Origin of the sequence: Lentzea sp. CA-135723, from assembly GCF_050936595.1 — a bacterium.
Taxonomy (GTDB): Bacteria; Actinomycetota; Actinomycetes; order Mycobacteriales; family Pseudonocardiaceae; genus Lentzea.
This window is the reverse complement of record NZ_JBNJMK010000001.1, coordinates 1,354,893-1,369,389: the sequence shown is the minus strand read 5'-3', so window position 1 is coordinate 1,369,389 and position 14,497 is coordinate 1,354,893. Positions and strand designations below refer to the sequence as shown.

Annotated in this window: 10 protein-coding genes; 8 read left to right on the top strand and 2 right to left on the bottom strand. The window is 69.7% G+C overall.

The window, feature by feature from the left end:
* Nucleotides 1-26 precede the first annotated feature (26 nt).
* The gene (locus ACQEU1_RS05945; protein ID WP_433197045.1) at nt 27-1,679 is read left to right on the top strand and encodes a glycoside hydrolase family 76 protein; all 1,653 of its coding nucleotides are present in this window, start codon (nt 27-29) and stop codon (nt 1,677-1,679) included.
* Here ACQEU1_RS05945 and ACQEU1_RS05940 read toward each other — a convergent pair.
* Together ACQEU1_RS05940 and ACQEU1_RS05935 are read right to left on the bottom strand one after the other, a co-directional pair.
* Nucleotides 1,669-4,374 (bottom strand): glycosyl hydrolase family 95 catalytic domain-containing protein, encoded by a 2,706-nt coding sequence (locus ACQEU1_RS05940; protein ID WP_433197043.1) that lies wholly within the window; start codon nt 4,372-4,374, stop codon nt 1,669-1,671. The two genes, ACQEU1_RS05945 and ACQEU1_RS05940, sit on opposite strands and share 11 nt — an antisense overlap.
* Before the next feature lie 143 nt (nt 4,375-4,517).
* Nucleotides 4,518-5,126 (bottom strand): TetR/AcrR family transcriptional regulator, encoded by a 609-nt coding sequence (locus ACQEU1_RS05935; protein ID WP_433197041.1) that lies wholly within the window; start codon nt 5,124-5,126, stop codon nt 4,518-4,520.
* A 56-nt stretch (nt 5,127-5,182) separates the two neighbouring features.
* Here ACQEU1_RS05935 and ACQEU1_RS05930 point away from each other — a divergent pair, with 56 nt between their 5' ends.
* From ACQEU1_RS05930 to ACQEU1_RS05900, 7 genes are all read left to right on the top strand, one after another.
* Nucleotides 5,183-7,180 carry an FAD-binding oxidoreductase gene (locus ACQEU1_RS05930; RefSeq protein WP_433197039.1) on the top strand — a complete coding sequence of 666 codons (1,998 nt, stop codon included), beginning with the start codon at nt 5,183-5,185 and terminating at the stop codon, nt 7,178-7,180.
* Nucleotides 7,181-7,324: 144 nt separating this feature from the next.
* The gene (locus tag ACQEU1_RS05925) at nt 7,325-8,833 is read left to right on the top strand and encodes a sugar ABC transporter ATP-binding protein (protein ID WP_433197037.1); all 1,509 of its coding nucleotides are present in this window, start codon (nt 7,325-7,327) and stop codon (nt 8,831-8,833) included.
* Nucleotides 8,830-9,852, top strand: coding sequence for an ABC transporter permease (locus ACQEU1_RS05920; protein ID WP_433197035.1), 1,023 nt, complete (start codon nt 8,830-8,832; stop codon nt 9,850-9,852). The genes ACQEU1_RS05925 and ACQEU1_RS05920 overlap by 4 nt, the downstream gene beginning before the upstream one ends.
* A gap of 44 nt (nt 9,853-9,896) precedes the next feature.
* The gene (locus ACQEU1_RS05915) at nt 9,897-10,925 is read left to right on the top strand and encodes a substrate-binding domain-containing protein (protein ID WP_433197033.1); all 1,029 of its coding nucleotides are present in this window, start codon (nt 9,897-9,899) and stop codon (nt 10,923-10,925) included.
* A gap of 72 nt (nt 10,926-10,997) precedes the next feature.
* On the top strand, nt 10,998-12,158 hold the full coding sequence (locus ACQEU1_RS05910) for a Gfo/Idh/MocA family protein (RefSeq protein ID WP_433197031.1): 1,161 nt from the start codon (nt 10,998-11,000) through the stop codon (nt 12,156-12,158).
* An 11-nt stretch (nt 12,159-12,169) separates the two neighbouring features.
* Nucleotides 12,170-13,177, top strand: coding sequence for a sugar phosphate isomerase/epimerase family protein (locus ACQEU1_RS05905; RefSeq protein ID WP_433197029.1), 1,008 nt, complete (start codon nt 12,170-12,172; stop codon nt 13,175-13,177).
* A 52-nt stretch (nt 13,178-13,229) separates the two neighbouring features.
* A complete protein-coding gene (locus ACQEU1_RS05900) occupies nt 13,230-14,432 on the top strand; it encodes an ROK family protein (protein WP_433197027.1) in 1,203 nt (400 codons plus the stop codon).
* Nucleotides 14,433-14,497: the final 65 nt, after the last annotated feature.

Sequence of the window (14,497 nt, the reverse complement as noted above, 5' to 3'; positions counted from 1 at the left end):
CCCGTGCCAAGCAGGAGACCTTCCCGGTGCCCGAGCGCCTCATCAACGGCCGCCGCCTCGTCCTGCACGCCTCCGACCCCGACGGCATGGCCTGGGCGAGCATCGACAACGGTGTCACCGGCGACTCGGTCTGGCTCGACCGCTCCTGGGACGGCGGCGCCACCTGGGAGGGTCTCCTCGGCCGGGCGAGCATCCCGGGCACGTGGACCGGCACCAGAACCCTCATGTACAACGTCACCGATCCCGGCCACCACCGGCGCGGCCTGATCCGCGCCTGCGGTGACGCCCAGGCCGTGACCTGCACCGACTGGATCTACCCGACCGTGTGCGACGTGCTCTGCGACCGCACGAGCCCAACCCAAGCCGTCACCCCGGTGCAGCCCGTGCCGCCCACCACGTTGTACGGCCGCACGATCCGCCTGCACACCGACGCGAACGGCATGGCGTTCGCGAGCATCGAGGCAAGTGGCGCCGGGGACGAGGTGTGGCTCGACCGCTCCTGGGACGCGGGCACCAGCTGGCCGGGAGGCTCAAGCCTGGGCCGCACCGCCACGCCGGCAGGAGCGACCACGACCCGCACCACCATGTTCGCCACCAGGGACCCGCGCGGCCGTCACTACGGCGGAGCCGTCAGGGCGTGCGGCAGGGAAGCGGCCCATCAGGAAGGCAGCTGCACGGCCTGGGCACGGCCCGCACCGAGCCGTGCGCGCGCTGCGGCTGATGCGCTGCTCTACGACTACGAGCCGTACACGGCGTGGTGGCAGTCGAGTTGGTGGAACTCGGCCACGACGCTCACGGGCGTGATGGACTCGGGCCTCCGCGACTACGACTGGGTGATCGCCCGGACGTTCGACGTGAACCGGGTGCCGTTCGCCGCCGGGCAGCGCAGCACGGACCCGATCGAGGGCGACTTCATCAGCCGGTCCATCGACGACAGCGCGTGGTGGGGTCTTGCGTGGGTGGCGGCGTACGACCACACACAGGACCGGCGTTACCTGACGATGGCCACCACGATCGCGACCTATGTGCACCAGTACTGGGACACACGGACGTGCAACGGCGGTGTGTGGTGGGACCGGGAACGCACCTACAAGAACGCCGTCACCAACGGCCAGTACGTCAGGCTGACGGCGTCGATCCACCGCCGTACGCCGGGCGACACCGTGTGGCTGCAACGCGCGCGCACGGCCGCCGACTGGTACCTGGCCAGCGGGATGATCAACTCGACCGGCCTGGTCAACGACGGGATCACGCAGGACTGCCGCAACAACGGCCAGACCGTGTGGACCTACAACCAGGGCCTCGGCATCGGCGGGCTCACCGAGGTCTACCGCGCGACCGGCGACGCGAAGTACCTCACGGCCGCGAAACGGCTCGCGGACTCCGCGATCACCGGCCTCACCCGCAACGGCGTGCTCACCGAGTCGTGCGACCCCAACGCGAACTGCGACGACAACCAGAAGCAGTTCAAGGGCATCTTCATGCGCTACCTCAACGACCTCTACAAGGCGACGAACGCTGAGGCCTACCAGCGGTTCGCGCGCCAGCAGTCCGACACCGTGTGGGCGTCGGACCGGGACGCGCTGAACCGCATCGGCCAGCGCTGGTCCGGGGCGACCCCGAACCAGCGCGACTGGCGCACTCAGGCGAGCGGGCTCAACGCCGTGCTCACGGGGTGATCCGGTAGGCGTCGATCATGCCGACCGACGTGCTGCGGTTGACGACGCGGATCGTGTGCTGGGCTCTGGTGAGGCCGGACCTCTGCCACACCACCTGCTGCACCTGCCGGGCACCGGTCGCCCGCAGGTCCACCGTGGCCTGGAAGACGTTGTCGAGGTAGACGTCGACCGTGCCCATGTCGCCGTTGCGTTCGGAGATGTACTCGATCGCCGTGCCGGTGAACGTGTACGTGGCCGCGGCGTTGACGGTGGTGGAGTGGTGCGTGTCGTCGTTGTAGTCGCCGTAGCCGCGGTTCGTGGTCAGGTGCCAGTTGTTGTCGTAGCTGCCCTCGGTGTTGTTGATCAGACCGCCACCCGAGGCGTTGAGGCCGAGCGTGGACGCGGTGCCGCTCAACGACTTCGCGACCTGGTTCTGGCTGCCGGTGAGCCGGGTGGTCGCGTACGAGGTGAGCGGCTTGGCCGTCCGCTCGACGACGTACGTGCCGCCGGTGGCCGTGGCGAACTGGAACTCGGCCGCCGAGGTCGTCAGCAGCACGGCGTTGTCCGACGTGCGCCGGACCCGGACCTGCTGCGTGCCCCACGGGTTCACGACCTGCGCTGTCGCACCCCACTGGCTGCGCAGCCCGACGTACTTGGTCTCGTTCGCCTCGCGCTCGGAGCTGACCAGGAACCCGTTCTTGGCCAGCAACGTGAACTTGCCGACGAACGACGAACTGGTCGGCGCCGCCGGGAACACCCGGATCTTGTCGTTGTACGACTGCAGCAACGCCTCGTTCATCGCCGACAGGTGCACACCGTGGTACTCGAAAACGCCGTTCGTGTTGTTGGTGAACCCGTTCGGATAGTTCTGGTACTGCTGCAGCATCCGCTTCATGCCGCTGAACGTCTGATCACCGAGCCCCAGCCGTGCGGCCTGCACGGCGTCGTTCGCCCACACGTTGCCGTACGGGAAAGGCCTGGTGTTCCACGTGTTCAGCGCGGTCTGGTAGTCCGGGAAGCCGATGCCGGTGACGTTGTACGGCCAGATGAGCTCCGCCGCCACGTTCTCGCCGTTGCGGGTCTGCGACAATGGTGGCTGGTGCGCCAGGTACGTGCCGTTCTGCTGCGGGTAGGGCACCAGGTTGTTCAGGATCTGCTGCCACTCCGACCGCAGGTTCGCGTCCAGCCCGAGCTGCTGCGACACCTGCAACGCGATCGGGAACAGGCTGCGCACCGCGGCGAGGTCGGTGATCGCGTTGCGCACGTTCCAGTACGTCTCGTGAGCGTGCGAGTTGGCCATGTAGTACTGGCCGTTGGAGTCGACCGACAGCGTGCGCGAGTAGAACTTCGCGACCTCGCGGATGTACGGGTACGCCACGTTGCGCAGATAGTTGGCGTCGTTCGTGTACCGGTACTGCAGGTACATGTTGAACGCGGCCTCATAGCCCGTCGACAGCACGTTCTTGGTGAAATCGCTGTTGACGGTGCCGCGCGCGTTGCCGTCCCATCCCATCGTTTCGGGCACCCACAGCGCGTCTATGCCGTACCGCGTCTGCGTGTACGCCTTCAACGCGCTGTAGTTGCGGCTGTAGAGGTTGTTGAACGTGTTCATCAGGTCGACGTGGTTCGACGCGAGGAACGAGTTGTAGACGTCGCGCTGGTTCCAGTACCAGTACGCGTTGCTCCACTTCGTGCTGTCCCCGGTCGCCCGGAACACGCCGTTGATGAAGTGGAACGGGTAGTTGCCGTACCCGCCGGCCGCGATCAGGTACGTCGACAGGTAGTACACGTTCTCCAGGTAGTCGGCCTCGCCGTTGAGACCGCCGTACTGGACGAACGACTTGTTCCAGAAGCTGTGCCACCAGTTCCGGTAGTTGTTGTACGTCGTGTTGTAGCCGGTGGCCTTCACGGCGTTCAACGCGTTCCGCGCCTGGTTGATCGAGTTGTTGCTCGGCGCGTTCAGGCGCGTGGAGACCGTGAACCACACCGTGTAGCTCGACGACGGCGTGATCGACAGGCGCACCCGGCTGTTGTTCACGACGGACGCGTTGTAGCTCGCGCCCTCCACGGTCGCCGCGAGCGTGTAGCCGAAGCGTTGCGCGTCGGTCTGCCCGCGGCTTATCCCGGCGCCGGTCGCGTCGGCGTAGCTGCTGACCGTGCGCCAGGTGTTCATGTCCGGCACGTCACCGCTGTTGCCGAGGTTCGCGACGTCCCACAACGACAGCTCCAGCGTCACGGCGCTGACGCTGCGGCTGTCCTCGACGTGGATGCCCATCACCTCGGAGTTGGGCTGCCCCATGATGGTGACGGTGCGGTTGTTGTCGTACTTCGTGGTCAGCGTGCCGTCGTAGAGCGACAGCCGCTGCTGGTAGGTGCTGTAGCCCGCGTCCATCGCCGGGGTGGTGGCGAGGTTGACGATGCCGGCGCCGAACGCGGTCTGCTGCGAGGCGTCCACGTTGGACACCTGCATGTTCAGGCCGCCGGACTGCCACACCATGGCGCCGGTGCGGCCGTTGCCGACGGTCAGCCCGTAGTTCGGGTTGGAGTTCGGGCGGTTGTAGACGACGTCGTGCTTGGACAGGTAACTGGCGTAGTCGACGTCCAGGCGGCCCGCGGAGGAGGAGAACGCGGCGTCGCCGGGAGCGGCGGTGGCGGGAGAGATGGTGAGTGAGGCGCCTACGAGCACGGCGGTGGGCAAGAGACGGGACAACCTCATCTAGCACCTTCCGAAGCAGGATGAAGGTGAACGGGCCATCAGTGAACATCCGATGTCTCACGGCCGTCAAGGGACGGATCACCCAGCTTGTACCGGGATTTTCCGGAACAGATCCGACCAATGTCGGAACGTCGCAGCTCGGGTCACCCGCTCAGGTAGCGCGTCACCATGTCGACGAGCTCGTTCTCCACCGTCTCGACGTCCCGGTGCAGCGCCGCCAGCCGGTGCGTGTTCAGCTCGACCGTGAACACCACGAGCTCGACCGCTGTGTCCAGGTCCCGCACCCGCACGTCGGGGTGGCGGGCGAACACGTCGCGCACCTGGGCGACCCGCTGCGCGCCGTGCCGGGTGATCGTGTCCCGCAGGTCGTCGGAGAGCTGACCCTGCTCGATCATGATCCGCAGCAGCCGCGGGTCGTCGCGGTGGTTGTCGATCGCGTCGCGCACGAGCGCCCGCACGACGGACTCCAGGCTGCCCGGCGAGAAGTCGAGCCGGTCGGCGTCGGTCCAGGTGCCCCGGTCGATGTGCCGCACCATCAGCTCGGCCAGGATCGCGTCCTTGTTCGGGAAGTACTGGTACAGCGAACCGATCGACACCCGCGCGCGGTCGGCGATGCGGTTCGTGGTGCCGGCGGCGTAGCCGTGCTCGGAGAAAACGTGAGCAGCCGCCGTCAGGATGCGGTCCCTGGTGAGCTCCGCGCGGACCTGACTGGGCTTGCGACGTGGCCCTACGTCCCGGCTGTGCGTCGGCATGATCGACCCTTCAAAAGCGAGTATTCAAGATCTGAGCAAAAGCTCATAATATTGCTATGAGCTGGGAAAACAACCTCCTGACAACTGCCGAGGCCGTGACGGGGGTGATCGGGAGCGCGCCCGCGGTGATCATGAAGAAGCAGCTCGGGGCGTTGGACGACGGGTGCGTGGAGGTGCTCGCGCGCAGTCCCGTCGCGGGGTTCGGGTACCTGGGCGTGGACGGCTCGTGGCGGACCACGTACGTCGGCGGGGTGCCGGGGTTCGCCCGCGTGCACTCGCCGACGCGGATCTCCTTCGCGCTGTGCGAGGAGGCGGACGGACCCGCGTCGCTGGTGTTCCTGCTGCCGGGGGTGGGGGAGACCCTGCGCGTCAACGGAACCGTGCGGCGAGGGCGGCTCGACATCGAGCAGGTGTACGTGCACTGCGCGCAGGCGGTGCTGAGGTCGGGGCTGTGGCAACCGCCGGGGAAGCCGGCAGTCGCGACGGTCGCGGGAGAGGGTCCGCTGGGATCGCCCGGCGTCGCGGACTTCCTCGCCGCCTCGCCCTTCCTCGTTCTGTCCACCTGGGACGCCGAAGGAGGCAGCGACACCAGCCCCCGCGGCGACCAGGGAGCGGTAGCCCGGATCGTCGACGGCCGCACGCTGCTGATCGCGGACCGGCGCGGCAACAAACGCGCCGACACGTTGCACAACCTGCTCCAGGACGACCGGATCTCGTTCGCCGCGCTCGTCCCCGGCCGGACGGGGGTGCTGCACGTCCGCGGGCGGGCGGTGATCACCGTCGACCCCGCGCTGCTGGAACCGTTGGCACTGAGGGGAATCCCGCCGCACGCCGCGTTGCTCGTCGACGTCGAGGCCGCCGAACTGAGCGCGAACGACGCGGTCACGCGAGCCCGGCTGTGGACCGCCGCCACGCCGGAGGGAGTGCCCGACCTGATGGCGCTGGCGAGCCTGCACCTCGCCGCCAACTCGCGCAACCGGCTGCTGGTGAAGCTCGCCGAGCTGATGCCGAAGCGGCTGATGAGGGCCGCGATGAACCTCGCCTACCGCTCCGGCCTGCGCAAGGAGGGCTTCGACGTCGCGGCCCCCGCACCCCGTCGCGCGGTGCGGGAACCGTGGCACGAGGTGCGGGTCGTTGAGGTGCGGGAGGAGACCCCGAGCGCCGTCACGCTGGTGCTGGAGGGCGACCGGCCGTTCGACTTCCGGCCCGGCCAGTTCTTCACGCTCGTGACCGAGATCGACGGCACCCCGGTGCGCAGGCCGTACTCGGCATCCTCGGCACCGGGAACGACGAGGCTGGAGGTGACGGTCAAACAGGTCGAAGGAGGCCTCTTCTCCCACCACGTCAGGACTCTGACGGCCGGCGACCGGCTGTCCGTGCGCGGCCCGTCCGGCACCTTCCACGCCGAACCCGGCCACGAGGTGGCGCTGATCGCGGCGGGCAGCGGCATCACGCCGATGATGAGCATCGCCCGCACCCTGCTCGCCCGCCCCGGCGAGCGCGTCTCCCTGCTCTACAGCACCAGGACCGAGGCGGACACGATCTTCGCCGCCGACCTCGCCCGGCTCGTGGCCGAGCACCCCGGCCGGTTCACCCTCAAGCACGTCCTGACCTCCCGCGACGGACGCCTGGACGCCCCCGCCGTCCAGCGGTGGGCGGCGGACCTCGGGCCGGACGCGAAGTACTACCTCTGCGGCCCCGAGGCTCTGATGGACATCGCGGTGAAGGCCCTGGACCTGCCGGACGAACGCGTGCACGTCGAGAGCTACACCAGCGCGTCGACGGCGACGGGATCGCCGGCGCCGCAACGGATGCGCGTCGAGTCCGGCGGACGGCCCGTGGGCGAGGCGGTCGTGGAACCGGGACAGACGCTGCTGGACGCCGGGCTCGCCGCGGGACTGCCGATGCCGTACTCGTGCACGGTCGGCAGCTGCCACGAGTGCGTCGCGAAGCTCTTGAAAGGAAGGGTGTCGCGGGACGACGATGGCGAGGTGCTGACCTGCACGAGTGCGCCGCTGACCGACGTCACGCTGGAACTCGGCACGACAGGCTGAAACGGGCACCGCAGTCAAGGGAAAAGATGGCCGATGTGCGCCACCCCGATCGTCTTGTCCACCTCGGAAGCGTCTCATTAGCGTGAGTTCTCGTTAGGCCGAACTTCCTGCCGGCACAAGGGGTGCCGGGGCCCGGAGGACTCAATGACGAGCTCGGCACTGCTCTCGGTTCAGGGACTGGTGAAGCGCTTTCCCGGCGTGCTGGCCCTGCAGGGCGTGGACTTCGACGTGCGTGCCGGTGAGGTGCACTGCCTGCTCGGGCAGAACGGCGCCGGCAAGTCGACGTTGATCAAGGTGCTGTCCGGCGCGCACCGGCCGGACGAGGGGGAGATCCGCTGGCGCGGGGAGGTCGTGTCGTTAGGCAACCCGACGGCGGCGATGCGCAGCGGGGTGGCCGCGATCTACCAGGAGCTCGACCTCGTCGCCGGGTTGTCGGTGGCGGACAACGTGTTCCTGGGGCACGAGCTGGCGACGGCCGGGTTCACCCGGCGTGCGGAGGCCAGGCGGCGGACGAGGGAGCTGCTGGTACGGCTGGGACATCCGGAGATCTCGCCTGACCGCGACGTCGGCCGGTTGTCCGTGGCGCACCAGCAGATCGTCAGCATGGCACGGGCGTTGTCGCTGGACGGGCAGCTGCTGATCATGGACGAACCGTCGGCGGTGCTCGACCCGGACGAGGTCAGGGTGCTGTTCGGGATCATCAGGGACCTGACGGCGCACGGGGTCGCCGTCGTCTACATCTCGCACCGGCTCGCCGAGATCAGGGAGATCGGCGATCGGGTGACCGTGCTCAAGGACGGCCGCACGGTCGCGACGGGACTGCCCGCGCGCGAGGTGAAGACGTCCGAGCTGATCGGGCTGATGACCGGCCGGGTGCTGGAGAACGTGTACCCGCACCGGAAACCCGTCGACCCGGCCGCGCCCGAGGTGCTGCGCGTGCGCGGGCTGGCCGACGGCGCCCGGTTCGAAGGCGTGGACCTCGCGGTGCACGCCGGAGAGGTGGTCGGGCTCGCCGGACTCGTCGGCTCCGGGCGTTCGGAGATCCTTGAAACGATCTACGGCGCCAGGAAGCGGGCGGCGGGCACGGTCGAGGTCGACGGCAGGGCGCTGCGGCGGGGGAGCGTGGGCGCGGCCGTGCGGGCAGGCATGGGCCTGTGCCCGGAGGAGCGCAAGAGCCAGGGACTGCTGCTCGACCAGGCCGTGTTCCGCAACATCACCGTCTCGTCGATGTCGGCCTTCGCCCGTTTCGGGTTCCTCGACGACGGCGCCGAACGGGCCCGGTCCCGCGAGCTCACCGAGGCGCTCGACGTCCGGCCCACCGGGGTGGACCGCGTGGTGCGCGGGCTCTCCGGCGGCAACCAGCAGAAGGTGGTGCTCGCGCGGTGGTTGCTGCGCGAGTGCCGGGTGTTGCTGCTGGACGAGCCCACCCGCGGCGTCGACGTCGGTGCGCGCAGCGAGATCTACGAGCTCATCCGCGACCTGGCCGACCGGGGAGTGGCCGTGGTCGTCGTGTCGAGCGACGTCGAGGAGGTCCTCGGGCTCGCCGACCGGGTCCTGGTGGTGCGCGAGGGCCGGGTCGTGCACGACGGCCCCGCCGACGAGATCGACGAGTCCCGGGTCCTCGACCTGGTCATGGAAGGACACGCCGCATGAGCGAGGACACCGCCGTGCCCACGCAGAAGAGCCCGCCCGTCACCAGGACCTCCGGCCTCTCGGCCCTGCTCGGGTCCGCCGCCGGACGCAACACCGGCCTCGTCGTCGCGTTCGTCCTGCTGTGCCTGGGCGGGGTGATCACCGCGGGCGACCGGTTCGCCGACGTCGACAACGTGCTCACCATCCTGCGGCTCGCGGCCGTGATCGGCGTCGTGAGCATCGGGATGACGTTCGTGATCACCGGCGGCGGCATCGACCTGTCCGTGGGCGCGATCGTCGCACTCTCGTCGGTGTGGGCGACAACCCTTGCCACCCAAGGGATCGCGAACGACACGCACTGGATCGTGATGGTGTTCACCGCGCTGCTGGTGGGCGGAGCGTGCGGACTCGTCAACGGCGCGTTGATCGCGTACGGACGGGTCGTGGCGTTCATCGCGACCCTGGCGAGCCTCGCCGCCGCACGAGGCCTCGCCGAGATCATCTCCAACCGCAAGACCCAGATCGTGAACGTGCCGGGCTTCGCCGCGTTCTTCGACGCCTCGATCCTCGGCATCCCGGTGCTCGTCGTGATCTTCGCGCTGGTCGCCGTCGGCGGCTGGGTCCTGTTGAACCGCACCACGTTCGGGCGCAGGACGTTCGCCGTCGGCGGCAACCCCGAGGCGGCCAGGCTCGCCGGCATCGACGTCAAGCGGCACACCGTCATGCTCTACACGCTGCTCGGCCTGTGCTGCGGGCTCGCCGCCGTCATGCTCATCGCCCGCACCACCACCGGCAGCGCCACGCACGGCGGTCTGTACGAACTGGACGCCATCGCCGCGGTCGTCATCGGCGGCACGCTGCTCTCCGGTGGCCGCGGCACGATCGCCGGCACCGTCTTCGGCGTCCTGATCTTCACCACGCTGTCGAACGTCTTCACCCTCAACAACCTCTCCATCTCCGCCCAGGCCGTCGCGAAGGGCGCGATCATCGTGGTCGCGGTCCTCCTCCAGCAGCGACTGGCCCGCCGCAGCGGCGCTTGACGCCGCGACACCCGACCGCTGCCACCCGAGGAGACCAGAAACCCATGCAGTTCAAGAGAGTCGCTCTGCTCGCCGCCGCCTCCGCACTGGTACTGGCCGGCTGCACCGGCAACACGCCCGAGAGCCAGGGCGGCAACAACCAGGGCGGCGGCGTCAAGGTCGCCAACGACGAACCCGGCAAGAAGGTCGTCATCGGCTTCTCCGCGCCCGCCGCCGACCACGGCTGGATGGCCGCGATCACCAACGCCGCCAAGACCGAGGCGGGCAAGTACTCCGACGTGGAGCTGCGCGTCGTCGAGGGCACCAACGACGTCAACCTCCAGATCAGCCAGGTCGAGACGTTCATCAACGACAAGGTCGACGCGATCGTCCTGCTGCCGTTCGACGGCGCCGCGCTCACCCCCGTCGCTTTGAAGGCCATGAAGGCCGGCATCACCGTGATCAACGTCGACCGCGAGTTCGACAGCCCGTTCGCCGCCCGCTCCACCGTGCTCGGCGACAACTACGGCATGGGCGTCTCCGCCGGCACGTACGTCTGCGAGAAGCTCAACGGCAAGACCGACGCCGTCGTCGCGGAGATCGCCGGCATCGACTCGCTGCCGCTCACCCAGGACCGCAGCAAGGGCTTCGCCGACGCGCTGCAGGGCTGTGGCCTGAAGGTCGGCAACCGCGTCGCCGCCGAGTTCACGGTCGAGAGCGGCGAGCGGGCCGCGGCGAACCTGCTGCAGGCCGCCCGCAAGATCGACGCCATCTGGAACCACGACGACGACCAGGGCGTCGGCGTGGCCGCCGCGATCAAGAACTCCGGCCGCAGCGAGTTCTTCATGGTCGGCGGCGCCGGTTCGGCCAACGTGATGCGCGAGATCAAGGCGGACAACGGCCCGCACAAGGCGACCGTCATCTACCCGTCCACCCAGGGCGCCGACGGCATCCGCCTCGCGCGGCTCGCGGTGCAGGGCAAGAGCCTCGGCGACCTGGTCGAGGTGGAGGTCCCGCGCGAGGTGCAGCTCTACGCCCCCGTCGTGACGAAGGACAACGTCGACCGCTACCTGCCGACCGCCTTCGAGTCCTAGGCCCCGCTGCCCGCCGACCGCCATCGCAGGCACCGGCACCCGCCTTCGACACCGGCACAAGGAGAACCGCACGTGACTGAACTTGGCATCGCGATGGTCGGCCACGCCTTCATGGGAGCAGCCCACTCCCAGGCGTGGCGGGTCGCACCGCGCTTCTTCGACCTGCCGGTGCGGCCGGTGATGTCCGTGCTGGTCGGCCGCGACGCCGACCGCGCCCGCGCCGCCGCCGACCGCCTGGGCTGGGCGGAGGCGGCGACCGACTGGAAGTCCGTGCTGCAGCGCGACGACGTGCACGTCGTGGACATCTGCACACCGGGCGACACGCACGCGGAGATCGCCATCGCGGCGCTGGACGCGGGCAAGCACGTGCTGTGCGAGAAGCCGATGGCCAACACCGTCGACGAGGCCGTGGCGATGGCCGAGGCCGCCGCCCGCGCCGCCGAACGCGGGGTGCGGGCCATGGTCGGCTTCACCTACCGCCGAACCCCCGCCCTGGCGCTGGCCCGCGACCTGGTCGCGCAGGGGCGGCTGGGACGGATCCACCACGTGCGCGCCCAGTACCTCCAGGACTGGATCGTGGACCCGCAGGCGCCGCTGTCCTGGCGGCTCGACAAGGAGAAGGCCGGGTCAGGTGCCCTGGGAGACATCGGTGCGCACATCGTGGACGCCACCCAGTTCATCCTCGGCGACACCATCACCGAGGTGGTCGGGACGCTCGCGACGTTCGTTCCGCAACGCCCCATCGCCTCTGCGCACTCCGGTCTGTCCGGTACCGCCGCGACCGGGCAGACCGGGCCCGTCACGGTGGACGACGCCGCGTTGTTCCTGGCGCGGTTCGGCAGCGGAGCACTCGGTTCCTACGAGGCGACGCGCTTCGCCAACGGTCGCAAGAACGCACTGCGGATCGAGGTCAACGGCGCGGAGGGGAGCCTCGCCTTCGACTTCGAGGACATGAACGTGCTGCAGTTCTTCGACGGCAAGGAGGATCCGGCGGTCGCGGGGTACCGCCGGATCCTCGTCACCGAACCAGGTCATCCGTACGTAGGCGCCTGGTGGCCCGCCGGGCACGGCCTCGGCTACGAGCACGCGTTCACCCACCAGGCCGTCGACTTCGTGCGGGCCGTGGCGGCGGGCACCGATCCCGCGCCGACGTTCGCGGACGGCCTCCAGGTGCAGCGCGTACTGGCCGCGGTTGAGGCAAGCTCGGCATCCCGTTCGTGGCAGCAGGTGTGAGGAGTCCGGAGATGGCACGCCCGATCACGTTGTTCACCGGCCAGTGGGCCGACCTGCCGTTCGAGGAGGTCTGCCGGCTCGCGTCCGGCTGGGGCTACGACGGCCTGGAGATCGCCTGCTGGGGCGACCACCTCGACCCGTGGCGCGCGGCCGAGGACGACGACTACGTCGCGGACCGGCTCGCGATCCTCGCCAAGCACGACCTGAAGGTGTGGACGATCTCCAACCACCTCACCGGCCAGGCCGTGTGCGACGACCCGATCGACGAGCGGCACCAGGGGATCCTGTCCGCGCGCAACTGGGGTGACGGCGACCCCGAGGGCGTGCGGCAGCGGGCGGCCGAGGAGATGAAGATGACCGCGCGGGCCGCGGCCAGGCTCGGTGTCTCCACGGTCGTCGGCTTCACCGGGTCGTCGATCTGGAAGACCGTGGCGATGTTCCCGCCGGCGCCCCAGTCGATGATCGACGCCGGGTACCAGGACTTCGCCGACCGCTGGAACCCGATCCTCGACGTGTTCGACGAGGTGGGCGTGCGGTTCGCGCACGAGGTGCACCCGTCGGAGATCGCGTACGACTACTGGACGACCGTGCGCGCGTTGGAGGCCATCGGGCACCGTCCGGCGTTCGGGCTGAACTGGGACCCGTCGCACTTCGTGTGGCAGGACCTCGACCCGGTCGGGTTCCTGTGGGACTTCCGCGACCGGATCTACCACGTCGACTGCAAGGACGCCCGCCGTCAGGTCGGCAACGGGCGCAACGGCCGGATGGGCTCGCATCTGCCGTGGGCGGACCCTCGGCGCGGATGGGACTTCGTCTCGACGGGACGCGGTGACGTGCCGTGGGAGCAGTCGTTCCGGATGCTCAACACCATCGGCTACGACGGCCCGATCAGCGTCGAGTGGGAGGACGCCGGGATGGACCGCCTCATCGGCGCTCCCGAAGCGCTGGAGTTCATCCGCCGCAACGCTTTCGACCCGCCGTCCGCCGCGTTCGACGCCGCGTTCAGCTCTGGTGGGTGACACGGCGGCGGGACTGCCCGCCGTCGTTCCTGGCCGATGTGACAATTGTTCGATGGAGAGCTCCTTGGGTGTCGAGGCGGGATCGCCGGCCGCAGTGCTGCGCATGCTGATGGACGGCAACCCGCGCACCCGAGCGGAGATCGTGGACGCGACCGGGCTCGCCCGGTCGACCGTGCGGGCGAGGCTGGACCTGCTGGTGGCGGCCGGACTGGTCACCGGCAGCGGGACGGGCGAGTCGACCGGCGGGCGTCCCGCCGGGCGGTTCGGCTTCAACCCGCGCGCGCACCTGGTGCTGGCGGCCGAGGTGGGCGCCACGCACGCGACCGTCGCCGTGTCCGATCTGGCCTGCCAGCTGCTGGCCGTGGCGCAGGTGGACCTGGACGTGGCGGACGGGCCAGGGGTGATCCTGCCGTTGCTGGTGGCGTCCTGGCGTTCGTTGCTCGAGACCGTTCCGCCGGCGGAGATCGCCGGGGTGGGGATCGGGCTGCCCGGTCCGGTCGAGCACTCCACCGGACGGCCGAACAACCCGCCGATCATGCCCGGCTGGGACGGGTTCGACGTGCCCGCGGCGATCGCGGCCGAGTTCGACGTGCCGGTGCTCGTCGACAACGAGGTCAACCTGATGGCCCTGGGCGAGCACACGGCCTCGCACCCGGACGTGGCGCACATGATCGTGGTGAAGGCCGCCACCGGCATCGGCGCCGGTCTGATCAGCAACGGGGTGCTGCACCGCGGTGCGGCCGGTGCGGCCGGGGACCTCGGGCACATCCGCGTGCCGCAGGGCGGCGAGGCGTTGTGCCGGTGCGGGAACACCGGGTGCCTGGAGGCGGTGGCGGCCGGTCCGGCGCTGGCGGTGCGGCTGGGGGAGCTCGGGCACGCGGCGTCGTCCACAGCGGACGTGGTGAACCTGGTGCGCGGCGGCAACCTGGAGGCCGGGCGGGTCGTGCGGCAGGCCGGGCGGGACATCGGTGAGGTGCTCGCGGGGTGCGTGAGCATGTTCAACCCGTCGCTGGTGGTGATCGGCGGGCTGCTGGCCGAGGCGGGCGAAATGCTGCTCGCCGGGGTGCGCGAGTCGATCTACCGGCGGTCGCTGCCGCTGGCGACGGAGAACCTGCGGATCGTCGCTTCCGGCGCGGGCGTGACGGCGGGAGCTCTGGGCGCGGCGGCGATGGTCGTGCGGCACGTGCTGTCGCCGGAGGTGCTGGACGCCCGGCTGGGGTCGGTCGCGGCGGGGGAGGTGCTGGTCTCCCGCTGACTATTGGCTGCTCGCGGCCTGAAGATGGCTTCGATATGGCAACGGTGTCCGGACTTTTGATTGAC